This window comes from Arthrobacter sp. 05T45 (assembly GCF_056395875.1).
The window spans coordinates 60,860-86,536 of the sequence record NZ_JBFTKI010000010.1; the positions used below are offsets into that span (position 1 = coordinate 60,860).

Sequence of the window (25,677 nt, forward strand, 5' to 3'; positions counted from 1 at the left end):
TAGTGGAAGAATTGGCCCATGGCTGAAGACAATCAGGGTACAGACACGCCCACCACCGCCCCCATCAACGTTCCGGACAAGCCCGCCCTGGAGGGGCTGGAAGAGGCGCTTACGCAGCGCTGGCTTGGCGAAGGGACCTACAAGTTCAACCCGGACACCACCCGGGAGCAGGTCTACTCGATCGACACTCCCCCGCCCACGGCATCGGGATCCCTCCACGTGGGACACATGTTCTCCTACACCCAGACCGACGTCCTGGCGCGCTATCAGCGCATGACCGGCAAGAACGTCTTCTACCCCATGGGCTGGGACGACAACGGCCTGCCCACCGAGCGCCGCGTGCAGAACTACTACGGGGTGCGCTGCGATCCCGCGATCGCCTACGACGCCGGCTACCGCCCCCCGGCCGAGCCCGCCAAGAACCAGCGCGACTTCGACGTCATCTCCCGCAAGAACTTCATCGAGCTGTGCGAGGAGCTCGCGGTCGAGGACGAGAAGGTCTTCGAGCACCTGTTCCAGACCCTGGGCCTGTCCGTGGACTGGGATCTGACCTACCGGACGATCGATGACAAGTCCCGCGCCATCTCGCAGCGCGCCTTCCTGGCCAACCTGGCCGCAGGCGACGCGTACATGGCAGAGGCCCCCACCCTGTGGGATGTCACGTTCCGCACCGCCGTGGCCCAGGCCGAGCTCGAAGACCGCGAAGTCGCTGGCGCCTACTACCGCTACCCCTTCTTCACCGAAGACGGCGAAAAGATCTTCATCGAAACCACCCGCCCCGAGCTGCTGGCCGCCTGCGCCGCGCTCGTGGCCAACCCCGACGACGAGCGCTACAAGCCGCTGTTCGGCAAGAAGGTCACCTCTCCCCTGTTCGGTGTCGAGGTAGAGGTCAAGGCCCACCCGCTGGCCAAGGCAGACAAGGGCTCCGGCGTCGCCATGGTCTGCACCTTCGGCGACCTCACCGACGTCACCTGGTGGCGCGAACTGCAGCTGCCCACCCGCGCGATCGTGGGCCGCGACGGCCGCATCATCGGCGAGACCCCGGAGTGGATCACCACCGAAGAAGGCCGCGCCAACTTCGCGGCCATCGCCGGCAAGACGGTGTTCAGTGCCAAGGAGTCCGTGGTGGAGCTCCTGGCCGCCGCGGAACTGCTTGACGGCGAGCCCAAGAAGATCATGCACCCGGTGAACTTCTTCGAGAAGGGCGACAAGCCCCTCGAGGTCGTCACCTCACGCCAGTGGTACATCCGCAACGGCGGACGCGACGAGGACCGGCGCGAACGGCTGATCGGCCGCGGCAACGAGATCGAGTTCCACCCCGCCTTCATGCGCTCCCGCTACGAGAACTGGATCTCGGGGCTCAACGGCGACTGGCTCGTGTCCCGCCAGCGCTTCTTCGGCGTGCCGGTACCGGTCTGGTACCCCCTGGATGCCGACGGCAACCCCGAATACGACGCACCGATCGTCCCGTCGGACGCGCAGCTGCCCGTGGACCCCGCGGCAGATGCGGCCCCCGGCTACGAGGAAGCCCAGCGCGACGTGCCCGGCGGCTTCACCGGCGACGCGGACGTCCTCGACACCTGGGCCACGTCCTCCCTGACCCCCCAGATTGTGGGCGGCTGGAGCACCGACGAGGCGCTCTTCGCCAAGGTCTACCCCTTCGACGTGCGCCCGCAGGGCCATGACATCATCCGGACCTGGCTGTTCTCCTCCGCCGTCCGCGCCGACGCGCTGCAGAAGACCGCACCGTGGAAGCACGCGGCCATCTCCGGCTGGATCCTGGACCCGGACCGGAAGAAGATGTCCAAGTCCAAGGGCAACGTCATTGTGCCCACGGATGTGCTGGAGGAGTACGGCTCCGACGCCGTGCGCTACTGGGCTGCCTCGGCCAAGCTCGGCGCGGACACCGCCTACGAGATCGCGCAGATGAAGATCGGCCGCCGCCTGGCCATCAAGCTGCTCAACGCCTCCAAGTTCGTCCTGAACCTGGGCGCCACCGAGGACTCGGTCGTCTCCGGCGACCTGTCCGTGCTGAGCAACCCCTTAGACCGGGCCGTCCTGGCCCAGCTCGCCGACGTCGTCGAGCAGGCGACCAAGGCATTCGAGGGCTACGACTACGCCCGGGCGCTGCAGATCACCGAGAGCTTCTTCTGGAACTTCACCGACGACTATGTGGAACTCATCAAGGACCGTGCCTACGGTGCGGCAGGCGAGGAGCAGCAGGCATCCGTGCTGGCCGCCCTCGCGACGAGCCTGGACACCCTCCTGCGGCTCTTCGCGCCGTTCCTGCCGTTTGCCACGGAGGAAGTCTGGAGCTGGTGGCGCACCGGTTCCGTGCACCGCGCCCAGTGGCCCTCCGCCATCGCGGTCGACGGCGACACTACCCTCCTGGCCACGGTGGGCACCGCGCTCAGCGGCATTCGCAAGGCCAAGTCCGAGGCCAAGGTCAAGCAGCGCACCGAGGTGCTGTCCGCGACGATCACGGCCTCGGAATCCCTCACGACCCAGCTCAAGGCCGGCCTCGCCGACCTCAAGGCCGCGGCCAACGCCCGTGAACTGGCGCTTGTCGCCGGCGAGGGTGAACTGGCCGTCAGCGACGTCGTGCTGGCACCTGCCGAGCCGCCCGTCCAGGCGTAGTCTCCGGCGGAAACAACACGAAGGGGCCCTCGGCCCGGTTCAGAGAAGCAATTCTGATCCGGCGGGGCCCCCTCGGCGTCGCGGGGAGGCTCAGACCGCGAAGGACGTCTCGAAGTGCGTCAGCACCGGCGGGGCGGCCAGGAGTTCTGCCAGCCCGCTAGCGCCGTCGCCTGCGCGCCAGGCGCGATAGGCGGCGTCGTGTTCCATCGATACCCACTGTTCGACCACGAGAAAATGCGCCGGATCCGCGCTGTCGACCAGCACGTCGACGCCGAGGCAGCCGTCAAAGGCGCGCGTATCGGAGAGAATATCGCGGAGCACCGCGGGCGCCGTGGGCAGGGCTTCGGCTTTGACGTTCAAGTCGAGATGGGCTGTAACAGGCATGGCGCTCCAATGTTCGCAGGTGGGGACAGGACAAAACCGGGTACAACCGGGCGGGTTGCCCGGAGATCACGGCACAGGGACCGCTGCCCCGTCATTGGAAGCAACAGCCGGGCCGCCGGGCTTGTTCCTTCGGCCCGGAAACCGGGGCAGCACAAGCAAGTCCTACCGCTGAGGCGTGAGGTCACCCGGCACGGGTGAGGCGCCGCACCTCACCGGGGGCACAGAATGAAGGTGCAGCGGTCCGTCGGATCGCCTCGAACCCCAAGAAGAAGCGGAGGTCATACGCATGACTGAGACACTCGATGAACTGGGGCCGGTCGACTGGATCGTCGTTGAATTCCCCGGACCCGATTTCGGCAAGGGCCAGATCGCCCCGTTCCTGGAGGACCTGGTCCAGCGTGACCTCGTCAGGGTGCTCGACATGGTGTTCCTGAGGAAGATGGAGGACGGCACGCTCGAGACGGCGGAGATCTCCGACCTGGACCCGAGCGAGCTCGGCGAGGTGCGCACGGCCGAGGCCGACCTGGCCATGGTGCTCTCTGAGCAGGATGTCATGGACCTGGCCGAGACGATCGCGCCCGGCCACTCCGCCGCGGTGCTCGTCTGGGAGAACCTGTGGGCGGCCCCGTTCGGCACGGCAGTCCGCAAGGCCGGCGGCCAACTCGTGGCCAGCGGCCGGATCCCGACCCAGGCCGTCATCGCCGCCTTCCAGGCCGACGCCGAAGACCAGTCCCCTGAAGAAGCGATAGAAGGAGCCTGACATGCCACTGGCAGCACGACGCAGACGCAGGACCGCAGCCGCCGTCGGCGGGGCCGTTGTCGTCGCCCACGGGATCAACCGTCGCGGCGACCGGCGGGAAGACCGCCGTGACGACCGCGGCGACCGCCGGGAAGACCGCCGCGACTAACACCCGCGGCTGACCCCCGCGACTGACAACGCGGAGCCGGCCCCGGGCACCCGCAGGTGCGCATGACTCCTCCCGGGTCGTGCGCACCTGAACAATGCCCGCTCTGCACCCCGGAAGCGCCCCTGGACGGCGATCTGACGAATTTGGTCACACTGCTTTGGGCCGCACTGTTTTTGGGCAAGGTGTTTTTGGGCAAGGTGTTTTTGGGCAAGGTGTTTTTGGGCAAAGGGGAAGCCCCATCAGCGTTAGCCGTTGGTGGGGCTTCGACTTTTCGATTGTCACGTGACGTCATAGACAATCTGGCGGGATCCTTAGACTTTCAGGTCTTCCTACCTCGTCACTGGTAGCCATCATCTGACTTTGCCGAAGGCTGCGTCGGATGAGTGTCACTGAATCTTTGGTTCCTGCGTCCCTCTTCTTTCGAAGTGGGTAAGTTCCATTGTTGTCCTCCGGCCTGCTGTGCACAAGAGCCCCGGCAGAACTACATCGGAGTAGTTCTGCCGGGGCTCCCGGGAGGCCGGGCAGCGGCCCGGCCCGGCGTGTTCAGGCCTAGTTAAAGACCGGGCTTTCGGTACGGCTGCGCTTGATTTCGAAGAAGTACGGGAAGGATGCCAGGGTCACCGTGGCGTCCCAGATCTGTCCTGCTTCCTCGCCGCGCGGGATGCGCGTCAGGACCGGGCCGAAGAAGGCCGTGCCGTTGAAGGCGACGACGGGTGTGCCCACGTCCTGTCCGACCAGCGAGATGCCTGCCTCGTGGCTGGCGCGCAGCTTTGCATCGAATTCGTCGCTCTGGCCCGCGGCGGCAAGCTCGGCCGGCAGTCCGGCCTCGGCCAGCGACTTGGCGATGACCTCGTCAATGTCCTTGATGCCTTCGTTGTGGATCTTGGTGCCCATGGAGTCATAGAGCGCCTTGATGAATTCGGCACCGTGCTGTTCAGCGGCGGCGGTGATGACGCGGACCGGAGCCCACGCCTTCTTCATGAACTCGCGGTACTGCTCGGGCAGTTCCTCGCGGCCCTCATTGAGCACGGCGAGGCTCATGACATGCCACTCGGTCTTGATGTCGCGGACTTCTTCGACTTCACCGATCCAGCGGGAAGTGACCCAGGCGAAGGGGCACATCGGGTCGAACCAGAAGTCGGCTTTGTTGGTCATGGTTTCAGACACAGGTGTTCTCCTTAGGGAAGTCTGCGGGGAAAGCGCCGGCGCGGATCACGCACACGGCGCGCTAAAAATTACAGCGACCTTGGCCGCGTTAATATTCCGGATCAGGCGGATTTGCGCCGTTTGACCTCGTCGTGGGCGATCATCGTGGGCGTCGCCTTCTTGGTCACGACCTCTTCGGTGATCACGACGCTGGCGACGTCGTCGCGGCTGGGGAGGTCGAACATGACCGGGAGCAGGACTTCCTCCATGATGGCGCGCAGCCCCCGGGCCCCGGTGCCGCGCTCCAGCGCCTGGTCGGCAATGGTGTTGAGGGCCTCGTCCTCGAAGATGAGCTCGACGCCGTCGAGCTGGAACATCTTCTGGTACTGCTTGACGAGGGCATTCTTCGGCGTCGAGAGGATCTGGATGAGCGCAGCGCGGTCCAGGTTGGAGACGGTGGTGATGACGGGCAACCGGCCGATGAACTCCGGGATCAGCCCGAACTTGAGCAGGTCTTCCGGCATGACCTCGCCGTAGGAATCCGTGGTGTTCTTGACCTCGTTGAGCGGGGCGCCGAATCCGATGCCCTTGCGCCCGGACCGCGAACCGATGATGTCCTCGAGCCCCGCGAAGGCGCCGGCCACGATGAAGAGCACGTTGGTGGTGTCGATCTGGATGAATTCCTGGTGCGGGTGCTTGCGTCCGCCCTGCGGCGGGACCGAGGCCACCGTGCCCTCGAGGATTTTCAGGAGCGCCTGCTGCACGCCCTCGCCCGAGACGTCCCGGGTGATGGACGGATTCTCGCTCTTGCGTGAGATCTTGTCGATCTCATCGATGTAGATGATGCCCTGCTCGGCCTTCTTGACGTCATAGTCGGCGGCCTGGATGAGTTTGAGGAGGATGTTCTCAACGTCCTCACCGACGTAGCCGGCTTCGGTCAGGGCCGTGGCGTCGGCGACGGCGAACGGGACGTTGAGGCGGCGGGCGAGGGTTTGGGCCAGATAGGTCTTGCCGCAGCCGGTGGGTCCGATCAGCAGGATGTTGGACTTGGCGATCTCGACGTCGTCGTGGTGCACGCCGTCGGCGAGGCTGCCGCTCTTCGGCGCGTGGCCGGCCTGGATCCGCTTGTAGTGGTTGTACACCGCGACGGCGAGCGAACGCTTGGCGGGTTCCTGGCCAATCACGTATTCCTGCAGGAAATCAAAGATTTCGCGGGGCTTGGGCAACTCGAAACTGCCCAGGTCAGCTACTTCCGCGAGTTCCTCTTCGATGATCTCGTTGCAGAGTTCGATGCACTCGTCGCAGATGTAGACGCCGGGCCCGGCAATGAGCTTGCGGACCTGCTTCTGGCTCTTTCCGCAGAAAGAACACTTCAGCAGATCTGTGCTCTCGCCAATCCGAGCCATGTGTGAACCCCTTTAGTAGCTTGCTGCTGGCTGTGACATGTTCCACTCTAGGTCACTTTGGGCCCGTTGGGTGGAAAGCGGACGCCGGTGCGGCCAAGTAAAAATGCCGCACCGGCGCCGCGGATTGCTGATTAGCGCGCGATTGCCTGGGGCTTGATCTTGCGGGAATCGAGGACCTGGTCAATGAGGCCGTACTGCATGGCCTCGGCGGCCGTGAGGATCTTGTCCCGCTCGATGTCGTTGTTGACCTGTTCCGGCGTCCGGCCGGAGTGCTTGGCCAGCGTGTCCTCGAGCCAGGAGCGCATGCGCATGACCTCGGCGGCCTGGATCTCGAGGTCCGAGGCCTGCCCGCCCTGTCCGCCGGACAGCGAAGGCTGGTGGATCAGTACGCGGGCGTTCGGCAGTGCGAGGCGCTTGCCCGGCGTGCCGGCCGCGAGCAGCACGGCGGCGGCGCTGGCCGCCTGGCCGAGGCAGACGGTCTGGATCTCGGGCCGGATGTACGTCATGGTGTCGTAGATCGCGGTCATGGCGGTGAAGGAACCGCCAGGCGAGTTGATGTAGAGCGTGATGTCGCGGTCCGGGTCGGTGGACTCGAGCACCAGCAGCTGGGCCATGACGTCGTCGGCCGAGGCGTCGTCGACCTGGACGCCGAGGAAGATGATGCGGTCCTCGAACAGCTTGGTGTACGGGTCCTGGCGCTTGAAGCCGTAGGGGGTGCGCTCTTCGAACTGGGGCAGCACGTAGCGGCTGCTCGGCAGGTTGCCGGCAGTCGAACCGAAGTTGTAGTTCATGTTCATTGCTCCTGAATTCATTGCTGTCTACCTGCCGGTCAGTTCTCGGTGGCTGTCGCAGCGCCGCCGCTGTTCCCGGAGCCGTTGGCGTTGGTTCCGCCGCCGCCTGCCACGGATCCGGCGTGTGCGGCGATCTTGTCGAAGAAGCCGTATTCGAGGGCTTCCGGGGCCGTGAACCACTTGTCGCGGTCGTTGTCCTTGAGGATGGTGTCCACACTCTGGCCGGTCTGGTCCGCGGTCAGCTCGGCCATGACTTTCTTCATGTGCAGGATCAGCTCGGCCTGGATCTTGATGTCCGACGCCGTGCCGCCGATGCCGCCGGAGGGCTGGTGCATGAGGATGCGGGCGTTGGGGGTGGCGTAGCGCTTGCCCTTGGTGCCGGAGGAGAGCAGGAACTGGCCCATGGACGCGGCGAGGCCGGTGGCGACCGTGACAACATCGTTCGGGATGAACTGCATGGTGTCGTAGATGGCCATGCCGGCGGTGACGGAGCCGCCGGGTGAGTTGATGTAAAGGTAGATGTCCCTTTCAGGATTCTCCGCCGAGAGCAGCAGCAGCTGGGAGCAGATCGCGTTGGCGTTATCGTCGCGGACCTCGGAGCCGAGCCAGATGATGCGCTCTTTCAGCAGGCGGTTGTAAATGTAGTTATCCTGGGCTGCCGGATCGACCGTGGCCATCCGGGGTGTCCCTGCTTGCTGTGACATATGTACTTACCTCTCGCTGGCGACGGTGACGCCACTGGACGACATCACTGAACTTTCCTACAGCGACACTAACCGTTTTCACGCCCGCTTTGTTCGCTGGCGCCGGGCTGTTCGCTGACGGCGCACGATTGCCGGGACCCCGCGCGCCGGGTCCTGGATGCGGGCCCTTCCCGGCTCCCGAACAGACCGTGCCGGCCGGGCATGGCCGCAGGCGGGGGCTTAAAACAGACGGCCCCCGGATCGGTGATCCGGGGGCCGTCTGTTCTAAGTCTCAGTGACTGCTAGAACTTCACTGCTGCGGGGTCATCGCTCGGCGTGGCCTCGGTGCTGGCTTCTGCCGAAGCCGCTTCGTCCTCAACGGTCTCGGCGGCCGGGGCGGCTTCGTCGCCGGGGCGGACGAAGTCGCTCAGGTCAACCTTGTTGCCCTCGGAGTCGGTGACCTCGGCCTGGCCCAGCACGACGGCCAGTGCCTTGCGGCGGCGGACCTCGGAAACCATCATGGGCACCTGGCCGCTCTGATCGATGATCTGGGCGAACTGGTTCGGATCCATGCCGTACTGGCTGGCGGTGGTGACGATGTAGTCGATCAGCTCGTTCTGGCTGACGTTGACTTCTTCCTTCTCCGCGATGGCGTCGAGGATGATCTCGTTCTGGAAGGCGCGCTCGGTGTTGGCCTTGACCTCGGCGCGGTGCTCCTCGGTGTCGTGCTCGCCTTCACCGTGGGCGTTTTCGGCGTTGAAGTGCTGCTCGAGCTGCTCTTCGACGATCGACGCCGGGACGGGAACCTCGACGAGCTCAACGAGCTTGTCCAGGACCTTGTCGCGGGCCTCGACGCCTTGGTCAACAATCTTGGACTCGGCGGCCTGCTTGGCGAGGTCCTCACGGAGTTCGGCGAGGGTGTCGAATTCGCTGGCGAGCTGGGCGAAGTCGTCGTCGGCGACGGGGAGCTCGCGCTCCTTGACGGCCTTGACGGTGACCTTGACCTGAGCGGACTCGCCGGCGTGCTCGCCGCCGACCAGCGTGGTGTCAAAGATGGCGTCCTCGTCGGCGCTGAGGCCGGTGACGGCCTCGTCGAGGCCTTCGAGCATGGTGCCGGCGCCAACCTGGTAGGACAGGCCGGAAGCGGAGTCAACATCGGCGCCGTCGATCGAGGCTGCGATGTCGATCGTCAGGAAGTCGCCATCGGCGGCCGGGCGGTCCACGGACTTCAGCGTGCCGAAGCGGCCGCGGAGCTCGTCCAGGGCCTTGTCGACGTCGGCGTCGGAGGACTCGGCGGCGGCGACCTCAACCTTGATGCCGGCGTAGTCGGGCAGTTCGATTTCGGGGCGGATGTCAACCTCGGCGTGGAACTTGAGCTCGCCGTCGGTGGCGGACGGGTCCGGAACCTCGGTGATCTCGACCTCGGGACGGCTCAGCGGGCGGATGCCGGTTTCCTGCACGGCGGCCTGGTACCAGCCGTTGAGGCCTTCGTTGATGGCCGTCTCCAGGACGTAGCCGCGGCCAACGCGCTGGTCAATGAGCTTGGAGGGGACCTTGCCCTTGCGGAAACCGGGGACCTGGATCTGCGAAGCAACAGTCTTGTATGCCTCTGCGATGCTGGGCTTCAATTCCTCAAAGGGGACCTCAACATTGAGCTTGACCCGCGTGGGGGTGAGGTTCTCGACAGCGCTCTTCACAGTCTAAGTACTCCTGGTGTGGGGGGTATGGGGTTCTGCATTGCCACGTGCTGGCAGTGCTTGCAGAGTCGGGGTGACAGGATTTGAACCTGCGACTTCCTGCTCCCAAAGCAGGCGCTCTAGCCAAGCTGAGCTACACCCCGTAAGTGCACAGAACAGTCTACGGTCATACTGTGCCGATTTGCACATTTGACACCGGGGCCTTGAATTGGGTTTAGTTGTATCCGGCTTGAACAGCCGCCCGGAAGTTTTGCTGGAGTTCCAGTGAGATCCCCGGGGACGTAGCTTAATGGTAAAGCCTCAGTCTTCCAAACTGATTACGCGGGTTCGATTCCCGTCGTCCCCTCAGAAATATGACGAAAAAGCCCCTCTCCGGAGGGGCTTTTTTCGTGGCTGCTGCATGCCCGCGGATGCCCGCTTCCCGCCTTGCGGAAGTCTGCCCGATCAGGCCTGCTGGCACCGCGGGCACCAGTACAGTTTCCGCGCGCCCAACTCCGTGAGCGCCACCGGCGTTCCGCAGTCCCTGCAGCCGAGTCCGTGCCGCCGGTAGACGAAGTGTGCCTCCTCCGGGGCCGGCAGGACGCCGCGGGATATGCCGGCTCCGGCCCCGTTCCAGTACTGCGGCGGCGTCGTGATGATCCGGCCGTCCCGGACGCCGTCGGTCATCATGGCCGCGGTGTCGTCCCAGAGCCGGCGGGCCGCGTCCGGTGACAGTTCGGCGCCGGGCAGCCAGGGGTTGAGCCGCTGCCGGAACAGGAGTTCGGCCCGGTAGACGTTCCCGACGCCGGCAATCACCTTTTGGTCCATCAGCAGGGCCGCCAGCGGTGTGCGTTTGGCTGCCACGGTGGCACTGAAGGCGTCCCGGTCTCCCGGAAGGTTCCGCAACGGGTCCGGGCCGAGCCGCGCCATTACGGCCGCCGCTTCCGCGTCCGTGATCGCCTCGCACGTGGTCGCGCCGCGGAGATCGGCCCAGCCGTGCGCGCCGGCGAGCCGGACGCGGACGGCACCGACCGGCGCGGGCGGGCCCTCATATGCGGCCAGCCCGGCCGCCTCAGCGTCGTCGTAGACTTCCCGCTCCCCCACCTTCCGGGGCGCGCCAATGCTGGAGGCGCCGCGGAAGGTGGCGTCACCGCCGAAATCCCAGGCGCCATAGAGGCCCAGGTGTACGTGCAGGAGAAGCCCGTGCCCGAACTCCAGGAAGAGGTGCTTCCCGTGCGCCACGGAACTGACGAGGGTGTGGCCGTCCAGCAGCGCCGCGCCCTGGGCAAACCGGCCCTGCGGACTGGAGACCGCGAGCCGCTCCCCCGCGAAGACGTCCCCGAACTGGCGGGCCAGCCGGTGGACGGAATGCCCCTCCGGCACTAGTCGATGACCTCGCCGGTGCGCTCGTACGTGGCGATCTTGCCGATCCGGCGGACGTGGCGCTCATCGTTGCTGAAGGGTTCGGCCAGGAACGCCTCGATGATTTCCGTGGCCTCGTCGACGCTGTGCTGGCGGCCGCCGACGGCGACGACGTTGGCGTCGTTGTGCTCACGTGCCAGCTGGGCGGTGGACAGGTTCCAGGCCAGCGCGGCACGGACGCCCTTGACCTTGTTGGCGGCGATCTGCTCGCCATTGCCAGAGCCGCCGAGGACTATGCCGAGGGCGTGGGTTCCGGCCTCCTGGTCCGCGACGACGGCGAGGGCGGCGTTGATGCAGAACGACGGGTAGTCATCCAGGGCGTCGTAGACCTTCGGTCCGTGGTCCACCACCTCATAGCCCTTGGCGCTGAGGTGGCTGACCAGGTGGGCGCTGAGCTCCATTCCGGCGTGGTCGGTGGCAATGTGCACGCGGGGCAGGTCAGAAATGGTCACGGCTGTTCCGTTCGATTGCGGCGCCGGGCGGCGGCCGGGGCGGTTGGGGTCTGGTCCAAGCCTACTAGGCCGGGCCTCCCGGGACCTTGCTGCAGGCCGCCGGACCCCTCACTGGACGGTCGTGTTACACAGGCCCGGCACGCCGTCGTACTCCACCGTCCTGCTCCGCCGCCCTACTCCACCGTCCTACTCCACCGGGGACCGACACCGCGGACCGACACCGCCGTGCTACACGGCGGTGGTCCCGCCGTTCCGCCGGGCCCTGTCCGCCACCCGGGACAGCGTTTGGGCGATATTGTCCGCCGCGGTGGCACTGCCGCCGCTCACCGCCAGCCGGCGCCCGTCCGAGCGGTCGATGACCACCGCGGGGCCGCTGCTGACCAGCATCGCGGTGGTGTTGCCATGGGTCCGGTAACCCCACCCGCCATAGTCCGCCGCCATGACGTCCCTGGGCGTCGCGGCGTCGATGGCCGCGGCCGGAACCTCCATGACCCGGACGAAGCCTGCCGCGAAGACGTGCAGGCCGCCGCGGTCAACCCGGATCCGGGCCACCAGGAACGCCGCGGCCACCAGGGCCGCCGCCACCAGGAGGACAGACAGCCACGGCACGGCAACGGTCAGGAGGGCGGCCGGCAGAAGCGTTGCGATGCCGAGCATGACGAAGATGGAGCTGCGGGCGTGGACCCAGAGGCTGACCCGGTCCCTGGCCAAATCCGGATCCTGTTCGCGCTCGAGCGCCTGTCGGACGGCGACGTCGTCATCGACGGACCAGCGCTCGTCGGCCTTGAAGACAAAACCCATCACGATGCCCAGGCCGAGGGCCGCGCCGCTGCCGAGGGCCAGGACCGAGGCGTCCACATGGGATCCCCGCGCATCGGGCAGGCCCAGCTGGCCCACGAGCACCGCGGCAAGGACTGTGGTGACGAACAGGCTCATGGACAGGCCGGCGCCCATCATGATGCGGCGCATCATCGCGGGGCGCGACAGCGGCACGGCCTGCAGCAGCACGGCCCAGCCGATCACCACGATCAGCGAGGCTCCGGCTCCCGCGACTGTCACGAACGGCGCGAAGTCGGCGGCACCGGCGGCGGTCCAGCGGACGGCCAGCGGCTCGGGCAGATCCGGGCGTACCAGAAGCGCACACACAACGAATCCTGCCGCCAGCATCAGGGGGAAACCGATGGCAAAGCGCAGCGCCCTGGCATCGACGGAGTCACGGATCTTTCCCATGATCCAACGCTACCGCGGACGCACCTTGATGGATCTGGGGACGTGCGCGCAGGTCAGGAGGTGGACGGGAAGCAAATGTGGGATCAGGCACGTAGTCCGGCGCCCGGACCTCGCCACGAGCAAGAAGAGACCGCCGGGGCAACGTCAACGTGGCCGCCCCAACCGCACCCATCTGACACGAATGGCCGCTAAGGGCATCGGCTTAGCGGCCATTCGTGGCAAATCGTGGGCTGGATGCCGAGGCCTTGGGGCCGGTTGTGACCGGGCTAACTTGCCAAGGGCCGCTAACGTGAAAGAATAATTTCACAGTATCGCCGGCGGCCGCGGCCGCGGCCGGCCGGCAGTATCCATCTTCTTCTGGAGGCCCCTTTGCCCGGTATGAACCTGACCCGCGCCGAAGCCCGCGAGCGCGCCGCCCTGATCGACGTCGACTCCTACGAGGTCAGCCTGGACCTGACCCGCGGCGAGAAGGTCTTCGGCTCCACCACGGCCGTGAAGTTCCGGGCCAAGCCGGGCTCGTCGACCTTCATCGACGCCGTCACCCACGCCGTGCACAGCGTGAGCCTCAACGGCCGTGAACTGGATCCGGCCGAGGTCTCCGACGGCGTCCGGATCCAGCTCCCGGACCTCGAGGCCGAGAACCACCTGCTGGTCGTCGCCGACGCCCCGTACATGAACACCGGTGAAGGCCTGCACCGCTTCGTGGATCCGGTGGACAACGAGGTCTACCTGTACACCCAGTTCGAGGTCCCGGATTCGCGGCGCATGTTCGCCGTCTTCGAACAGCCCGACCTGAAGGCCAGCTTCACGTTCACCGTCACCGCCCCCTCGCACTGGGATGTCGTGTCCAACTCCCCCACCCCGGTGCCGGTGGAGACCATCCCCGGCGCGGATGGGGGCGCCCGCTCTGTCTGGGAGTTCACGCCGACACCGCGGCTGTCCTCCTATGTCACCGCGCTGATCGCCGGGCCGTACCAGTCGGTGCGCAGCGAGGTCACGTCGGCGGCGGGCAAGGTCACCCCGCTGGGCATCTTCGCCCGCAAGTCGCTCATGCAGTACCTCGATGCGGACAACATCTTCGAGCTCACCCGGCAGGGCTTCGAGTTCTTCGAGGCCCAGTTCGGCTGCCCGTACCCGTTCGAGAAGTACGACCAGCTCTTCGTGCCGGAGTTCAACGCCGGCGCCATGGAGAACGCCGGGGCCGTCACGATCCTGGAAGGCTACGTCTTCCGCGGCAAGGTCACCGACGCCCAGGTGGAACGCCGCGCGATCACCGTGCTGCACGAGCTCGCGCACATGTGGTTCGGCGACCTCGTCACCATGCGCTGGTGGAACGACCTCTGGCTCAACGAGTCCTTCGCCGAATACATGTCCCACCTGGCCGCCGTCGAGAACACCGAGTTCGGCCACGCCTGGACCACGTTCGCCTCCGTGGAGAAGTCCTGGGCCTACCGGCAGGATCAGCTGCCCACCACGCACCCGATCTTCGCCGAGATCAACGACCTCCAGGACGTCGAGGTGAACTTCGACGGGATCACCTACGCCAAGGGCGCGTCGGTGCTGCGCCAGCTCGTCGCCTGGGTGGGCCCGGAGCAATTCATGTCCGGGGTGCGGGAGTACTTCAGCAAGCACGCCTGGCAGAACACCGAGCTCAGCGACCTCATGGCCGAACTCGAGAAGGCCAGCGGCCGCGACCTGGAACGGTGGGGGCAGCTCTGGCTGGAGACCGCCGGCGTGAACACCCTGACACCGGAAATCTCGGCGGCCGCGGACGGCACCATCAACTCCTTCGCCATCGTGCAGTCGGCGATCGAGAGCGAACCGACCCTGCGCCCGCACCGCCTCGCGGTCGGCTTCTACAACCTCAACGGAGCCGGCAAGCTGGAGCGGGTGCACCGCGAGGAGCTCGACGTCGACGGCGAGCGCACCGAAGTTCCGGCCCTGGCCGGCCTGGCCCAGCCGGACCTGATCCTGCTCAATGACGACGACCTCGCCTATGCCAAGGTGCGCCTGGATCCGAAGTCCCTCGCCACCGCAACGGCGCACCTGAAGGACTTCAGCCAGAGCCTCCCCCGCACGCTCGTGTGGGGCTCGGCCTGGGATGCGGCGCGCGACGGCGAGTCCCCGGCCCGCGGGTACGTGGAGCTGATCCTCGCCAACATTGCCGAGGAATCCGATTCCTCCGTGATCCTGGTCCAGCTCCGGCAGCTGGCCACCACGCTGACCTTCTACGTGGCCGAGGAGCACCAGGAGGCGACCGCCGTGGCCGCGGCCGACAAGCTCTGGGAGCTCGCCTCGGCGGTGCCTGCCGGCTCGGACGCCCAGCTGCAGTTCGTGAAGTCCTACGCCCTGCTGGCCCGCAGCGCCGGGCAGCTGGACACCGTCTCCGGGCTCCTGGACGGCTCACTTTCCCTCGATGGGCTGAGCGTGGACCAGGACCTGCGGTGGGAGCTGCTGGCCTCCCTCGTGGCAGGCGGCCGCGCCGGGCAGGAGCGGATCGACGAGGAACTGGAGCACGACAACACCTCCAACGGCCAGAACGCGGCGGCCCTGGCCACGGCCGCCATCCCCACCCCGGAGGCCAAGGCCGCGGCCTGGGAATCGATTGTGGTCAAGGGCGATCTGTCCAACGCCCTGCAGGGCTCCGCGGTGACCGGCTTTACCCGGGTCCTGGACACGTCCCTGCTCGAGCCGTACGCCGAGAAGTACTTCGAGGCCGTCCCCGGCATCATGGCAAGCCGCACCCACGCGCTGGCCTCGCAGATCGTCGTCGGGCTCTACCCGGCCCAGCTGACCACGCAGGCCACGGTGGACCGCACGGATGAGTTCCTGGCCTCGCTGCCGGAGGGCAGTGCGGCGCTGCGCCGGATGATGCTGGAGAACCGCGACGGCGTTGCCCGCGCCCTGCGCGCCCGCCAGGCCGACGTCGGCTAACGGCCAAGGCACCGGACCCCCGAAAGCCTGGAACCCCGGCGCCGCCCCTGTGCGGCGCCGGGGTTCTGTCGTTCTAGGCTGGAGTCATGAGCCTTGACGAACATCACTATGCGCTGACCGTCCGCTGGACCGGGAACCGCGGGGCCGGTACGTCCTCGTACCGCGGTTACTCACGGGACCACGACGTCGAGATCCCCGGGCTGCCGGTGCTGCGCGGCTCGGCCGATCCGACCTTCCACGGGGACCGGGAGCGCTACAACCCCGAACAGCTCCTGCTGGCCGCGCTCTCGCAGTGCCACATGCTCTCCTTCCTGCACGTGGCCGTGAAGCACGGCGTTGTGGTGACGGCCTACGAGGACCGGGCCGAGGGCCTGATGCGGACCAACAGGGACGGCAGCGGGCAGATCGAATCCGTCACGCTGAAGCCCCGGGTGACGGTGGCGGAAGCGGCGGCACCGGATGTCCTCGAGGAACTCCACGTGGAGGCCAACAAGGTCTGTTTCATCGCCCGCAGCGTGAACTTCCCGGTGTTGCACGAGCCGACGGCTGTGGTGGAGGGCCAGGCTGACTGAATAGTTTTCAGGCGGCGCCGTCAGCCGGGTCGGCCGAGGCCTCTGTCCGGTACTCGGACACCAGCCGGCGCTCCGTCTCCGGGCTCATTCCGGCCTTGCGTTCACGGCCGAGTCCGCGGCGGCGTTCATCCGCCAGGGTGTCCCGCAGCGTGTCCATCCAGGGCCGGAGCCGCAGCCCTGCTGTCCGGGCAGCGTCGTTGCTGCGGGTCGCGAAGCCCTCGTGGCCTGGCGGCAGCCACAGCGGCAGCGAGTCCGGGCCGGCCCAGTAGTTCGCACCGTGCGACGCCAGCCAGTCCTCGGGGGCGACAACCACCTCTGAGTCGGCGTCGGCCAGCTGGCGGGCTTCCTCCAGGTAGGCGGCAAAGGGCACCGGCTCACCGACGGCGTTCAGCGCCCCTGTGGTTCCGTTTTCGGCGGCGGTGAGGATCCAGGCCGCGAGGTCGCGGACGTCGATGATCTGGGTGGCGTCGGCGGGGATGTCCGGGACCAGGACGGGATCGTTGTCCCGGGCGAATCGGGCCGGCCAGTACCCGTAGCGGTCGGAGCCGTCCCCGGGGCCGCCGATCAGGCCGGCGCGGCACAGGTGCGCCTTGCCCCCTGCCAGTTCCCGGGTCAGGTGCTCGATCGCGGACTTGGCCTCGCCGTAGTTATCCATGGTCAGTTCCGTGCCCGGGGCCAGCGGCGGGAGCATCTGGGCGTCTTCGGCCTCGCCGGCCACTGAGTGGTCAGCGTAGACCGAGCAACTGGAGATGAAGGTCCAGTGCCGGGCCGAGCCGGCCAGCGTCTCGAGGGCCTCCCGCGCCTGGGCGGGATCCCGCGAGACGTCGACGACGGCGTCCCACCCGCCGCTGCCGGCGGCCCCTTGGTACGCGGCCTTCCCCTGCGCGCGGTCCCCGCGCAGCCAGGTGGCGCCGTCGGGCGGCGCGGCGGCGGTACCGCGGGCCAGGCATGTAACGTCGTGACCGGCAGCGAGGGCCTGCCGGGCTATTTCAGCTGACAGGAAGACGGTGCCGCCAAGGACCAGGATGCGCATGGGGCCACGCTACGGCGCTAATGTTGAAGTAGACCAGAGCGTTATGCGCCCGGCGAACGCCAGCTGCCTTTCCGGACGCCCAGCCCTGCTGCCGGCCGGCAGCAGGGTTGCAGTAAACAAGGAGTTTTCCCTCACCGATGATCAGCCTGACCACCATCGAACCCATCACCGCACCGGACATCTCGGCTGTCAACCTGCCAGGTGGCCTCATCAGCCTGGGCATCGGCGTCGCCGTGTGGCTGGTGGCATCCTTCGTGATCACCGGAATCACCAAACGGGTCGCGGCGGGCAGCACACTCTTCAAGAAGTCGCACTTCCGCTGGGTGGCTCCGGCGTTCCGCGCCCTGGACCACGAACGCCGCGTCCAGCGGGCAGAGACAATCGGCGCACTGCTCCGCAGCGTGGTCGGCGTCCTGATCGCCGTCCTCACCATCGTGTACGTGCTCAAGTACCTGAACGTGGACGTGGCTCCCATCCTGACGAGCGTCGGGATCCTCGGTGTGGCGATCGGCTTCGGGGCCCAGCAGTTGATCCGCGACTTCCTCGCCGGCATCTTCATTACCTTCGAGGACCAGTACGGCATTGGCGACATTATCGAGACTTCCGAGGTGGTGGGCACGGTCGAGGCCATGAACCTGCGGATCACCCGGGTCCGGGCCGACGACGGCACCATCTGGTACCTGCGCAACGGCGAAATCCTGCGCGTGGGCAACCGCTCCCAGGGCACGTACATTCCGCCCGAGACGTCCCCGGCGGACGAGGCCGACAGCGCACCCCAGCAGAAGGCCGGAGAATAGTGAAATGACGATTCCCAGCGCCAGCGAACCCAGCCAGCCCAGGCAGCTGCTGCAGAACGATCCGTTCAGCCAGCCCGGCTACACGGACAACTTCTATGACGCCGTGGGCGGCCACGAGACCTTTGTGAAGCTCATCGACGTCTTCTACGACGGCGTCGCAACAGATCCGCTGTTGCGCGCCATGTACCCGGAAGAGGACCTTGGCCCGGCCAAGCGCCGCTTCCTGATGTTCCTGGAACAGTACTGGGGCGGGCCGACGACGTACGGCGAGGAGCGCGGGCATCCGCGGCTGCGGATGCGCCACATGCCGTTCCGGGTGACGCCGGAGGCCAAGGAGCGCTGGCTGTTCCACATGCGTGCCGCGGTGGATGCCCTGGAACTGCCGCCGCTGTATGAGGGAACGCTCTGGGATTACATGGAGCGGGCAGCCCTGTCCATGGTGAACAGCCCGTCGGAGGCCTGAGCGCGGAGGGCGCCGGAGCTTCCTAGAGCCCGGTGCCGGTCCGGACCAGCACGTGGCCGCGGGTGCCGCTGAGCCGGAACCAGCGCCCGGCGCGGTAGAGCCGTTGTTCGCTCTCTGCCAGGAAGCCCAGGGTGAGCGCGGCGAACGCGGCCCCGGCCGGCAGGCCGCCGGCGTCGGGCAGTTCCCGGCCCCAGACCGTTGCCCTGGCGTTGTTGACGATCAACGCACCGGGCTTGTCCGGGATGATCGCGGCGATCTCCCTGATCCCGGCCTCCGCTGCGGTCCGCAGGGCGGTGTCCTGGACGGTGCCGAGCAGTTCCCAGCCGGCGCGCGGTGCGCCGATCCCGGCCCACGACTCGCTGACGGTCACCGGCGGGACGGGAAGTTCGACGTCGTGCTCCCCCGCCCGTGCCAGGCGGTCCAGCACGGCGGACAGCGGCACTGTCACGTCAGTGTCCGCCGGCTGTGCCAGCGCCATGGTCCGCAGGCCCAGGATGGTGGGGGTGGATTCGCCCAGGAGCCGGGGCCGCAGGACGCAGACGTAGGCGGCCAGGACGGGGCCCGCGGCCTGGAGCCGGATGGCGCCGTCGTCAATGGACCTGGCGCGCGTCGCGAAGGTGCGCAGGTCGTCGAGGTCGCGGGGATCGGTGAACTGCAGGGGCTGGGTTAGGACATCAGACACACTACTGACTCTACCGGCTGCGCTTCTTTGGAGCGGCGCTGGACGCCGTCTAGAGTCAGACCATGACTGAAGCCGAAGCCGGACTGCTGGGGCTCCCGACCCAGGACCCCACCTCCTCGCTCATCCAACTTCTCAACCTCGGCGAGCTCGAGGGCGCCCGGACGGACGAGGACATCTTCATGGGTCCGTCCCAGCAACAGCCCAAGCAGCGCGTCTTTGGCGGCCAGGTGCTGGCGCAGTCCCTGATAGCCGGCAGCCGCACCGTCGATCCGGACCGCAGCGTGCACTCCATGCACGGTTACTTCCTCCGGCCCGGAGACGCCAACAAGCCGATCACCTTCGGTGTGCAGCGACTGCGCGACGGGCGGTCCTTCTCGGCCCGCCGGGTCCACGCCTATCAGGAGGGCATGCCCATCCTGTCGATGATCGCGTCCTTCCAGGCCGAGGACGAGGGGATCGAGCACCAGTCCGAGATGCCCGCCGGGATCCCGGACCCCGAATCGTTGCCGAGCACGGCCGACCTGCTGGGCAAGTTCGATCACCCCGTGGCCCGGCACTGGGCCTACGAGCGGCCGTTCGACATCCGCCACGTCGATCCGGCGCTGTATGTCTCGGCCAAGGGACCCCGGGAAGCCCGCAATGCCGTGTGGATGAAGACTTTCGGTCCGATGCCCGACGACGCCGGCCTGCACCGGGCGGCCCTGGCCTACGCGAGCGACTACACCTTGCTCGAATCCATCCTCCGCAAGCACGGCATGAGCTGGATTACGCCGGGGATGTCCGTGGCAAGCCTTGACCACGCCATGTGGTGGCACCGGCCGGTCAGGGTCGACGAGTGGCTCCTGTACGTCCAGGAATCGCCCAGCGCCCAGGGCGCACGGGGCCTCGCGACGGGCAAAATCTTCAGCCGGGACGGCCGGCACGTGGCGACGGTGGCCCAGGAGGGCATGATCCGCGTCCCGAACGACTTCAAGAACACCGACCTGAAGAACACCGAGAAGGGCGCCGTGCAGGCCGCCGTCTGATCGAGGGCGCTGCAGCACCAGATCCGCAAGGCCGAGGGCTGCCAGTACTCCCCAGCAGCGGCTGGCACACGGCGTCAACGGCACACAGGCCCACCGCACACAGGTCCACTGCACACAAAAAGCCGGCTCCCCCTGAAACAGTTCAGGCGGGAGCCGGCTTTTTCGTGGCGCTGTAAGCCTTGCGGGCTTAGTCGCGGGTGAGGCGGCGGTGGGTTACGCGGTGCGGCTTGGCCGCATCCGGGCCCAGGCGCTCGACCTTGTTCTCCTCGTAGGACTCGAAGTTGCCCTCGAACCAGTACCACTTGGACGGGTTCTCCTCGTCGCCTTCGTAGGCGAGGATGTGGGTGGCCACCCGGTCCAGGAACCAGCGGTCGTGCGAGACGACGACGGCGCAGCCCGGGAATTCGAGCAGGGCGTTTTCGAGGCTGCTGAGGGTTTCGACGTCGAGGTCGTTGGTCGGTTCGTCGAGGAGCAGCAGGTTGCCACCCTGCTTGAGGGTCAGCGCCAGGTTGAGGCGGTTGCGCTCACCACCGGAGAGCACCCCGGCCTTCTTCTGCTGGTCCGGGCCCTTGAAGCCGAAAGCGGCCACGTAGGCGCGGGACGGCATTTCGACGTGGCCGACCTGGATGTAGTCGAGGCCGTCGGAGACGACTTCCCACAGGGTCTTGTTCGGGTCAATGCCGCCGCGGCTCTGGTCGGCGTAGGAGATCTTGACGGAATCGCCGATCTTCAGTTCGCCGCCGTCGAGCGGTTCCAGGCCCACGATGGTCTTGAAGAGGGTCGATTTGCCGACGCCGTTGGGGCCGATGACGCCGACGATGCCGTTGCGGGGCAGGCTGAAGGACAGTCCGTCGATCAGGGTGCGGTCATCAAAGCCCTTCTGGAGCCCCTTGGCCTCCAGCACGAGTCCGCCCAGGCGCGGGCCCGGCGGGATCTGGATCTCTTCGAAGTCGAGCTTGCGGGTACGGTCTGCCTCGGCAGCCATTTCCTCGTAGCGGGCCAGACGGGCCTTGGACTTGGTCTGGCGTCCCTTGGCGTTGGACCGGACCCATTCGAGTTCCTCGGTCAGGCGCTTGGCCTGCTTGGCGTCCTTCTTGCCCTGGACCTCCAGACGGGCGCGCTTCTTCTCCAGGTACGTGGAGTAGTTGCCCTCGTACGGGTACAGGTGGCCGCGGTCGACTTCGGCGATCCACTCGGCCACGTGGTCGAGGAAGTACCGGTCGTGGGTGACGGCAAGGACGGCACCGGAGTAGCTGGAGAGGTGCTGCTCCAGCCACAGCACGCTCTCGGCGTCAAGGTGGTTGGTGGGCTCGTCGAGGAGCAACAGGTCCGGCTTCTGCAGCAGGAGCTTGCACAGCGCGACGCGGCGGCGCTCACCACCGGAGAGCAGGGTGACGTCGGCGTCGGCGGGCGGGCAGCGCAGTGCGTCCATAGCCTGTTCCAGCTGGGAATCGATGTCCCAGGCGTCGGCCGCGTCGATCGCTTCCTGCAGCTGTCCCATTTCCTCGAGGAGGGCATCGTAGTCAGCGTCGGGGCTGGCCATTTCCTCGGAGATCGCGTTGAAGCGCTGGATCTTGCCGTAGATTTCGCCGACGCCTTCCTGGACGTTGCCCAGGACGGTCTTGTCTTCGTTCAGCGGCGGCTCCTGCAGCAGGATGCCTACCGTGTAGCCGGGGCTGAGCCGGGCCTCACCGTTGGAGGGAGTGTCCAGGCCGGCCATGATCTTGAGAATGGTGGACTTACCGGCACCATTCGGGCCGACAACGCCAATCTTGGCCCCCGGGAAGAAGGACATGCTTACGTCATCGAGGATGAGTTTTTCGCCGACAGCCTTACGGGCCTTGGTCATTGTGTAGATAAATTCCGCCATGCCTACAAATCTAGTGGTTCGGGCGGGATAACTCACATTCCGTGAGCCCGGATCGGCCACTTAACGGCGTCCGGGGGTTCGGCTCAGTCCCGGACGCCCACGAGGCAGCCGCCGGAGGCCAGACCCGGCAGCACAGCGACGGTGACGGTGCCGGTGCGGATCTGGGCCACGATGCAGTCGCTGCCGTCGCGCACTCCGGCCTCGACGGCGTCGACAGCCAGGCCGGTGGGCGTCCGCCCGGCTGTGACTTCCACAGCGTCGGCCGGAATCCCTGCGTTAAGCAACGACGCGCGGATGCCCGCCGTTTCGGGCTGACCGCCGGCGCGGATGGCGGCGTTCAGGACCGCCTCGACCGTGGACTTCATGGCGGATTCCCTGTCGGGTTTCAGGCCGGGTTTCGCCAGCGGCGACGCAGTGGCTGTCGGTGCCGGTGCCGGGGACGTTGCGAAAGGTGTCCCCTGAGAATCCGCGGCTTCAGAGGCCATGGCTCCGCTGCTGCCGGCCGGCGTCGCACAGGCGGAGGCCGAAAGCAGGAGCACCAAGGTTGCGGCGGCCGGAACGGCCCAGCCGCCGCGACGGGCGTCCCCTCCCGCGGTTCGGGTGGGGTCCGCCCGTCCCGCAGCGATCCTGGCGTGTTGCATCGGGCAATTCTGCCACGCGGCAGTGCCGCGTTCCGGCGTTCCGGTGCCCAGTCCCGGCCTCCACGGCGCTGCCCGCCGGTCCCCGCGGATTCAGGCTGCGGCCCCTTTCAGTTCTCCGGTTTCCTGGTCCACCTCCTCCTCCTCACCGCTCTCGTCATGGATGAAGGTCCCGTGGTCGTGGTGGTCGGCACCGTGGTCGCCGTCCCCGTCGTCGTCCCCTGGCTGGCTCTGCGGTCCGCCGCCGTCGCCGTCACCGCTACCGGGCGCATCTGGGGAACCGGGGCCGGCGGCCGCCTGGCTTCCGGCTGCGGCTGAGCGGGTGAAGTTGGCAGAGCCCCACATGAGGTCGTGGCCAACTGACTCCGCGTCAATTTCGGCGACGTGGTAGACCCTGCCGTCCTTCTCCCAGCTCCGCATCTTCAGCCTGCCAACCACGATGACCCGCTGGCCCTTCTTGATGCTGCAGCCAATGTTGCCGGCCAGCTGCCGGTATCCCTGGACGGTGAACCAGTTGGTGTTGCCATCCACCCAGGTGCTGGAGCCGCGGTCGTACCGGCGCTCGGTGGCGCCGAACCGGAAGGACGCCGTGGCCACGCCACCGGGTGTGGTCGAGCTTCTGATCTCCGAGGCGACGAAGCCACGGACCGTAATGTTGTCGCTCATTCTCATGTCCTGTCTCGAATTGTCGTGCCCTGCCGGGCAGTTCCAGCATCCCGCCGTGGACCGTGGCCGGGGAGGACCCGGCTGTGCCATGTGGATAACCGGCTGCCGGCGACGGTGTAGGGACCGTGTTGGGGAGAAGTCAGGGCCGGCAGGGCCAGCCAACCGGACGGCGTTGACCTCCACCGGCCGTCCGGCACTGTAAACTTTTTGAGGCGTCACCGGCAGCAGCCGGTGGGCGCCAGCGCGCCCCAGTAGCTCAGGGGATAGAGCAGCGGCCTTCTAATCCGCCGGTCGGGGGTTCGATTCCCTCCTGGGGCACAAGAGAGCGGCTCTGACCTGCGACAACGCAAGGTCAGGGCCGCTTCCTACGCCAACTCCTATTTCAACCAGAACATCAGATCCACTTGTTGTGTTTGAACGTCAGGAACAGGATCCCGCCCATGCCGAGCATGAGCGCGAGTGCCATCGGATAGCCGAAGATCCAGTCGAGCTCGGGCATGTCGCGGAAGTTCATGCCGTAAATCGACGCGATCAACGTCGGCGCAAACAGGATGGCAGCCCACGACGAGATCCGCTTGACCTGCTCGTTCTGGGCGAAGCTCGACTCCGTCAGGAGCCGCATTTCGTCGTTCTGCCGCTGGGCAACCAGGGCCGCGTTGACGGCCAGCGCGTTCTGCAGCAACGCCCGGAAGGCAGACACCCGCTCCCCCAGCCTGATGGCGTGGTCCAGGACGTCGCGGAAATGATCCTGCAGTTCGGGGTCCGGTACGCCGTCCGGTCCGCCGCCCATGAGGCTCTGCAGGATTCCGGCCAGCGGGGCCGTGGCACGCTGGAACGTGATGACCTGGCGGGAGAGTTCATAGATCCTGCGCGATACGCCGGGGTCGGCAGCGAACAGGTCGTCTTCGATTTCATCGATATCGTTTTCCAGCCCTGCCGCCACCGGCTCGTACTCGTCCACCACCTGGTCCAGGATCGCGTACAACACCGCATCCGGTCCAAGTGCCAGGAACTCCGGCTCGGACTCCATCCGCCGGCGCACCCGGGCCAGGTCGGGAGACTCCGCCCGGCGGACAGTCACCACAAAGTCCGGGCCGGAAAACACATGGATCTCGCCGAACTCGACCTTCTCCACATCGTCCAGGTACCGCGCGGGCCGCAGCACCAGGAACAACGTCTCGCCATAGTGCTCCAGCTTGGCCCGCTGGTGGCCGGCGAGCGCGTCCTCCACGGCCAGGTGGCTCAGGTCAAATTCCTCGGCCACGGAGCGCAGCTCCTCGGCTTCGGGCCGGTAGAGCCCGATCCAGGCCATGCCCTGGCGCTGCCGCAGCAGAAAGTACGTCTCCTCGAGCCCTTCCGGGTCGGCGGTCCGGTGACCGTCCACATAGACGGCGTTGTCAATAATCGTCACGGCCGCGCCTCCTCTTCAAGGCATTCGCTTTGCTGTGACGTTATACCGTCCCCGGGCCGGTGCCAACAGCCCGCACTGCCCCGAGGGCGCCGCTGGTTTTCCGGGAACATTCCCCGGAAAGACTGCCGGGAAGAACGACGCCGACGGCCGCCGCCAGGGCTCCAAAGCACAGATGCTGGCTTGGGGCAGATCGCCCGAACCGTGCACACCGTCTGCCCTGAGCCCCGCCAGCCCTCAGCACGCTTAGTATTGAGTGGACTGGCAGGCCGGCAGGGATAGCCTGTGCGCCCTGCCCGCAATCGAAAGGTACGGCCGCCATGACCGAGACACCCCGCAGATTCGACCCCACCAATCCAGACGACGCCTCCACCTCCCAGTACGCGGGGTCCGCTGACGCCACGCCCGGGCCCTCGTCCGCCGAGCAAGGCCTCAGCACGGACGTGGCCGCGACCGGCACCGATGTGGCCGCCACGACGGCGGGGCGCGCCGAAACCTCCCGCCCCGAGGAACCCACGGCTCAGGCTCCCGCGCCGGCGCCCGCTCCGGACACGCGCCAGGTCACCCGTGCGGGAATGGTTTGGGCCGCGGTTGCCTGCGCGCTCGTGGTGCTGATCCTGCTGATCGCTTTCATCCTGCAGAATCAGGAATACGTGCAGGTGAAGTTCTTTGGCCTCGAAGGCTCGGTCCCGCTGGGCATCGCCTTGTTCATCGCGGCCGTCGGCGGCGGCGTTCTGGTCGCCATCGCCGGAGCCGCCCGCATCATCCAGCTCCGGCTCGCCGCGCACCGCGTCCGCCGCCAGGCCAGCCCGGGCACGCGCACGCGCTGACGCGGAAACCGCCAGGCGCTACCC

At 67.1% G+C, this 25,677-nt stretch carries 24 protein-coding genes and 3 tRNA genes; 11 read left to right on the forward strand and 16 right to left on the reverse strand.

The features are described from left to right. Window positions 1-18 precede the first annotated feature (18 nt). Window positions 19-2,637: a valine--tRNA ligase gene (gene valS / locus AC1DGD_RS11875; RefSeq protein ID WP_476856917.1), complete on the forward strand. Its 2,619-nt coding sequence runs from the start codon at window positions 19-21 to the stop codon at window positions 2,635-2,637. Between the two features lie 90 nt (window positions 2,638-2,727). Here the strand turns inward: valS and AC1DGD_RS11880 are convergent, their stop codons facing one another. Beyond that, entirely contained in the window at window positions 2,728-3,021 is a 294-nt protein-coding gene (locus AC1DGD_RS11880) for a putative quinol monooxygenase (protein ID WP_290370347.1), read from the reverse strand. Window positions 3,022-3,307: 286 nt separating this feature from the next. On the opposite strand from AC1DGD_RS11880, the gene AC1DGD_RS11885 reads away from it, so the two are divergent. Then, window positions 3,308-3,781 (forward strand): DUF6325 family protein, encoded by a 474-nt coding sequence (locus AC1DGD_RS11885; RefSeq protein WP_243177222.1) that lies wholly within the window; start codon window positions 3,308-3,310, stop codon window positions 3,779-3,781. Window position 3,782: 1 nt separating this feature from the next. Then, the gene (locus tag AC1DGD_RS11890; protein WP_155855732.1) at window positions 3,783-3,929 is read left to right on the forward strand and encodes a hypothetical protein; all 147 of its coding nucleotides are present in this window, start codon (window positions 3,783-3,785) and stop codon (window positions 3,927-3,929) included. Between the two features lie 549 nt (window positions 3,930-4,478). Here AC1DGD_RS11890 and AC1DGD_RS11895 read toward each other — a convergent pair. From AC1DGD_RS11895 to AC1DGD_RS11920, 6 genes are all read right to left on the reverse strand, one after another. Beyond that, window positions 4,479-5,084 carry a mycothiol-dependent nitroreductase Rv2466c family protein gene (locus tag AC1DGD_RS11895; RefSeq protein WP_459386006.1) on the reverse strand — a complete coding sequence of 202 codons (606 nt, stop codon included), beginning with the start codon at window positions 5,082-5,084 and terminating at the stop codon, window positions 4,479-4,481. A gap of 113 nt (window positions 5,085-5,197) precedes the next feature. After that, window positions 5,198-6,481 carry an ATP-dependent Clp protease ATP-binding subunit ClpX gene (clpX, locus tag AC1DGD_RS11900; RefSeq protein ID WP_476856918.1) on the reverse strand — a complete coding sequence of 428 codons (1,284 nt, stop codon included), beginning with the start codon at window positions 6,479-6,481 and terminating at the stop codon, window positions 5,198-5,200. Window positions 6,482-6,612: 131 nt separating this feature from the next. Then, window positions 6,613-7,272, reverse strand: a complete 660-nt coding sequence (locus tag AC1DGD_RS11905; protein ID WP_026266422.1) for an ATP-dependent Clp protease proteolytic subunit — start codon at window positions 7,270-7,272, stop codon at window positions 6,613-6,615. Between the two features lie 38 nt (window positions 7,273-7,310). Next, window positions 7,311-7,949, reverse strand: coding sequence for an ATP-dependent Clp protease proteolytic subunit (locus tag AC1DGD_RS11910; protein WP_028277848.1), 639 nt, complete (start codon window positions 7,947-7,949; stop codon window positions 7,311-7,313). 308 nt (window positions 7,950-8,257) lie between these two features. After that, window positions 8,258-9,652: a trigger factor gene (tig, locus tag AC1DGD_RS11915; RefSeq protein ID WP_476850146.1), complete on the reverse strand. Its 1,395-nt coding sequence runs from the start codon at window positions 9,650-9,652 to the stop codon at window positions 8,258-8,260. A 68-nt stretch (window positions 9,653-9,720) separates the two neighbouring features. Further along, window positions 9,721-9,795 (reverse strand) — tRNA-Pro (locus AC1DGD_RS11920). 132 nt (window positions 9,796-9,927) lie between these two features. Between AC1DGD_RS11920 and AC1DGD_RS11925 the strand changes: the two genes are divergently transcribed. Next, window positions 9,928-9,998: transfer RNA gene (locus AC1DGD_RS11925), tRNA-Gly, on the forward strand. 98 nt (window positions 9,999-10,096) lie between these two features. Here AC1DGD_RS11925 and AC1DGD_RS11930 read toward each other — a convergent pair. The 3 genes from AC1DGD_RS11930 to AC1DGD_RS11940 all read right to left on the reverse strand — a co-directional run bounded on the left by AC1DGD_RS11930 (window position 10,097) and on the right by AC1DGD_RS11940 (window position 12,735). Further along, window positions 10,097-11,014 (reverse strand): Fpg/Nei family DNA glycosylase, encoded by a 918-nt coding sequence (locus AC1DGD_RS11930; protein ID WP_476856919.1) that lies wholly within the window; start codon window positions 11,012-11,014, stop codon window positions 10,097-10,099. Further along, entirely contained in the window at window positions 11,014-11,505 is a 492-nt protein-coding gene (locus tag AC1DGD_RS11935; RefSeq protein WP_018773378.1) for a ribose-5-phosphate isomerase, read from the reverse strand. The genes AC1DGD_RS11930 and AC1DGD_RS11935 overlap by 1 nt, the downstream gene beginning before the upstream one ends. 228 nt (window positions 11,506-11,733) lie before the next feature. Beyond that, window positions 11,734-12,735 (reverse strand): hypothetical protein, encoded by a 1,002-nt coding sequence (locus AC1DGD_RS11940; protein ID WP_476856920.1) that lies wholly within the window; start codon window positions 12,733-12,735, stop codon window positions 11,734-11,736. 378 nt (window positions 12,736-13,113) lie between these two features. On the opposite strand from AC1DGD_RS11940, the gene pepN reads away from it, so the two are divergent. Together pepN and AC1DGD_RS11950 are read left to right on the forward strand one after the other, a co-directional pair. Further along, window positions 13,114-15,669, forward strand: coding sequence for an aminopeptidase N (gene pepN, locus AC1DGD_RS11945; protein ID WP_476856951.1), 2,556 nt, complete (start codon window positions 13,114-13,116; stop codon window positions 15,667-15,669). 86 nt (window positions 15,670-15,755) lie between these two features. Then, window positions 15,756-16,241: an OsmC family protein gene (locus tag AC1DGD_RS11950; RefSeq protein ID WP_476856921.1), complete on the forward strand. Its 486-nt coding sequence runs from the start codon at window positions 15,756-15,758 to the stop codon at window positions 16,239-16,241. 7 nt (window positions 16,242-16,248) lie between these two features. Here AC1DGD_RS11950 and AC1DGD_RS11955 read toward each other — a convergent pair whose 3' ends face one another. After that, window positions 16,249-17,274: an NAD-dependent epimerase/dehydratase family protein gene (locus AC1DGD_RS11955; RefSeq protein ID WP_476856922.1), complete on the reverse strand. Its 1,026-nt coding sequence runs from the start codon at window positions 17,272-17,274 to the stop codon at window positions 16,249-16,251. Between the two features lie 137 nt (window positions 17,275-17,411). On the opposite strand from AC1DGD_RS11955, the gene AC1DGD_RS11960 reads away from it, so the two are divergent. After that, on the forward strand, window positions 17,412-18,071 hold the full coding sequence (locus AC1DGD_RS11960; protein WP_028277840.1) for a mechanosensitive ion channel family protein: 660 nt from the start codon (window positions 17,412-17,414) through the stop codon (window positions 18,069-18,071). A 4-nt stretch (window positions 18,072-18,075) separates the two neighbouring features. Next, window positions 18,076-18,534 carry a globin gene (locus AC1DGD_RS11965; protein ID WP_079554696.1) on the forward strand — a complete coding sequence of 153 codons (459 nt, stop codon included), beginning with the start codon at window positions 18,076-18,078 and terminating at the stop codon, window positions 18,532-18,534. A 22-nt stretch (window positions 18,535-18,556) separates the two neighbouring features. On the opposite strand, the gene AC1DGD_RS11970 is transcribed toward AC1DGD_RS11965, so the two are convergent. Next, window positions 18,557-19,216 carry a DUF8185 domain-containing protein gene (locus AC1DGD_RS11970; RefSeq protein ID WP_476856923.1) on the reverse strand — a complete coding sequence of 220 codons (660 nt, stop codon included), beginning with the start codon at window positions 19,214-19,216 and terminating at the stop codon, window positions 18,557-18,559. Between the two features lie 62 nt (window positions 19,217-19,278). Between AC1DGD_RS11970 and AC1DGD_RS11975 the strand changes: the two genes are divergently transcribed. After that, window positions 19,279-20,241, forward strand: coding sequence for an acyl-CoA thioesterase (locus AC1DGD_RS11975; protein WP_476850152.1), 963 nt, complete (start codon window positions 19,279-19,281; stop codon window positions 20,239-20,241). Between the two features lie 187 nt (window positions 20,242-20,428). Here AC1DGD_RS11975 and ettA read toward each other — a convergent pair whose 3' ends face one another. The 3 genes from ettA to AC1DGD_RS11990 form a co-directional block, all read right to left on the reverse strand. Beyond that, entirely contained in the window at window positions 20,429-22,111 is a 1,683-nt protein-coding gene (gene ettA, locus AC1DGD_RS11980) for an energy-dependent translational throttle protein EttA (RefSeq protein WP_026266424.1), read from the reverse strand. Window positions 22,112-22,194: 83 nt separating this feature from the next. Continuing rightward, window positions 22,195-22,752: a DUF6993 domain-containing protein gene (locus AC1DGD_RS11985; protein ID WP_476856924.1), complete on the reverse strand. Its 558-nt coding sequence runs from the start codon at window positions 22,750-22,752 to the stop codon at window positions 22,195-22,197. Window positions 22,753-22,842: 90 nt separating this feature from the next. Beyond that, window positions 22,843-23,415: a single-stranded DNA-binding protein gene (locus AC1DGD_RS11990; RefSeq protein WP_476856925.1), complete on the reverse strand. Its 573-nt coding sequence runs from the start codon at window positions 23,413-23,415 to the stop codon at window positions 22,843-22,845. Window positions 23,416-23,660: 245 nt separating this feature from the next. Here AC1DGD_RS11990 and AC1DGD_RS11995 point away from each other — a divergent pair. Next, a tRNA-Arg gene (locus tag AC1DGD_RS11995) sits at window positions 23,661-23,733 on the forward strand. A 76-nt stretch (window positions 23,734-23,809) separates the two neighbouring features. Here the strand turns inward: AC1DGD_RS11995 and AC1DGD_RS12000 are convergent. Then, a complete protein-coding gene (locus tag AC1DGD_RS12000) occupies window positions 23,810-24,826 on the reverse strand; it encodes a magnesium and cobalt transport protein CorA (protein ID WP_079554707.1) in 1,017 nt (338 codons plus the stop codon). A gap of 317 nt (window positions 24,827-25,143) precedes the next feature. Here AC1DGD_RS12000 and AC1DGD_RS12005 point away from each other — a divergent pair, with 317 nt between their 5' ends. Beyond that, window positions 25,144-25,653 (forward strand): LapA family protein, encoded by a 510-nt coding sequence (locus AC1DGD_RS12005; protein WP_476849002.1) that lies wholly within the window; start codon window positions 25,144-25,146, stop codon window positions 25,651-25,653. Window positions 25,654-25,677 lie beyond the last annotated feature (24 nt).

What these genes read in the sequence shown, in the direction of transcription:
- valS (WP_476856917.1), top strand. Translation starts at nt 19, where the DNA reads ATGGCTGAAGACAATCAGGGTACAGACACGCCCACCACCGCCCCCATC.
- AC1DGD_RS11880 (WP_290370347.1), bottom strand. Translation starts at nt 3,021, where the DNA reads ATGCCTGTTACAGCCCATCTCGACTTGAACGTCAAAGCCGAAGCCCTG.
- AC1DGD_RS11885 (WP_243177222.1), top strand. Translation starts at nt 3,308, where the DNA reads ATGACTGAGACACTCGATGAACTGGGGCCGGTCGACTGGATCGTCGTT.
- AC1DGD_RS11890 (WP_155855732.1), top strand. Translation starts at nt 3,783, where the DNA reads ATGCCACTGGCAGCACGACGCAGACGCAGGACCGCAGCCGCCGTCGGC.
- AC1DGD_RS11895 (WP_459386006.1), bottom strand. Translation starts at nt 5,084, where the DNA reads ATGACCAACAAAGCCGACTTCTGGTTCGACCCGATGTGCCCCTTCGCC.
- clpX (WP_476856918.1), bottom strand. Translation starts at nt 6,481, where the DNA reads ATGGCTCGGATTGGCGAGAGCACAGATCTGCTGAAGTGTTCTTTCTGC.
- AC1DGD_RS11905 (WP_026266422.1), bottom strand. Translation starts at nt 7,272, where the DNA reads ATGAACTACAACTTCGGTTCGACTGCCGGCAACCTGCCGAGCAGCCGC.
- AC1DGD_RS11910 (WP_028277848.1), bottom strand. Translation starts at nt 7,949, where the DNA reads ATGGCCACGGTCGATCCGGCAGCCCAGGATAACTACATTTACAACCGC.
- AC1DGD_RS11940 (WP_476856920.1), bottom strand. Translation starts at nt 12,735, where the DNA reads ATGGGAAAGATCCGTGACTCCGTCGATGCCAGGGCGCTGCGCTTTGCC.
- pepN (WP_476856951.1), top strand. Translation starts at nt 13,114, where the DNA reads ATGAACCTGACCCGCGCCGAAGCCCGCGAGCGCGCCGCCCTGATCGAC.
- AC1DGD_RS11950 (WP_476856921.1), top strand. Translation starts at nt 15,756, where the DNA reads ATGAGCCTTGACGAACATCACTATGCGCTGACCGTCCGCTGGACCGGG.
- AC1DGD_RS11955 (WP_476856922.1), bottom strand. Translation starts at nt 17,274, where the DNA reads ATGCGCATCCTGGTCCTTGGCGGCACCGTCTTCCTGTCAGCTGAAATA.
- AC1DGD_RS11960 (WP_028277840.1), top strand. Translation starts at nt 17,412, where the DNA reads ATGATCAGCCTGACCACCATCGAACCCATCACCGCACCGGACATCTCG.
- AC1DGD_RS11965 (WP_079554696.1), top strand. Translation starts at nt 18,076, where the DNA reads ATGACGATTCCCAGCGCCAGCGAACCCAGCCAGCCCAGGCAGCTGCTG.
- AC1DGD_RS11975 (WP_476850152.1), top strand. Translation starts at nt 19,279, where the DNA reads ATGACTGAAGCCGAAGCCGGACTGCTGGGGCTCCCGACCCAGGACCCC.
- ettA (WP_026266424.1), bottom strand. Translation starts at nt 22,111, where the DNA reads ATGGCGGAATTTATCTACACAATGACCAAGGCCCGTAAGGCTGTCGGC.
- AC1DGD_RS11985 (WP_476856924.1), bottom strand. Translation starts at nt 22,752, where the DNA reads ATGCAACACGCCAGGATCGCTGCGGGACGGGCGGACCCCACCCGAACC.
- AC1DGD_RS11990 (WP_476856925.1), bottom strand. Translation starts at nt 23,415, where the DNA reads ATGAGCGACAACATTACGGTCCGTGGCTTCGTCGCCTCGGAGATCAGA.
- AC1DGD_RS12005 (WP_476849002.1), top strand. Translation starts at nt 25,144, where the DNA reads ATGACCGAGACACCCCGCAGATTCGACCCCACCAATCCAGACGACGCC.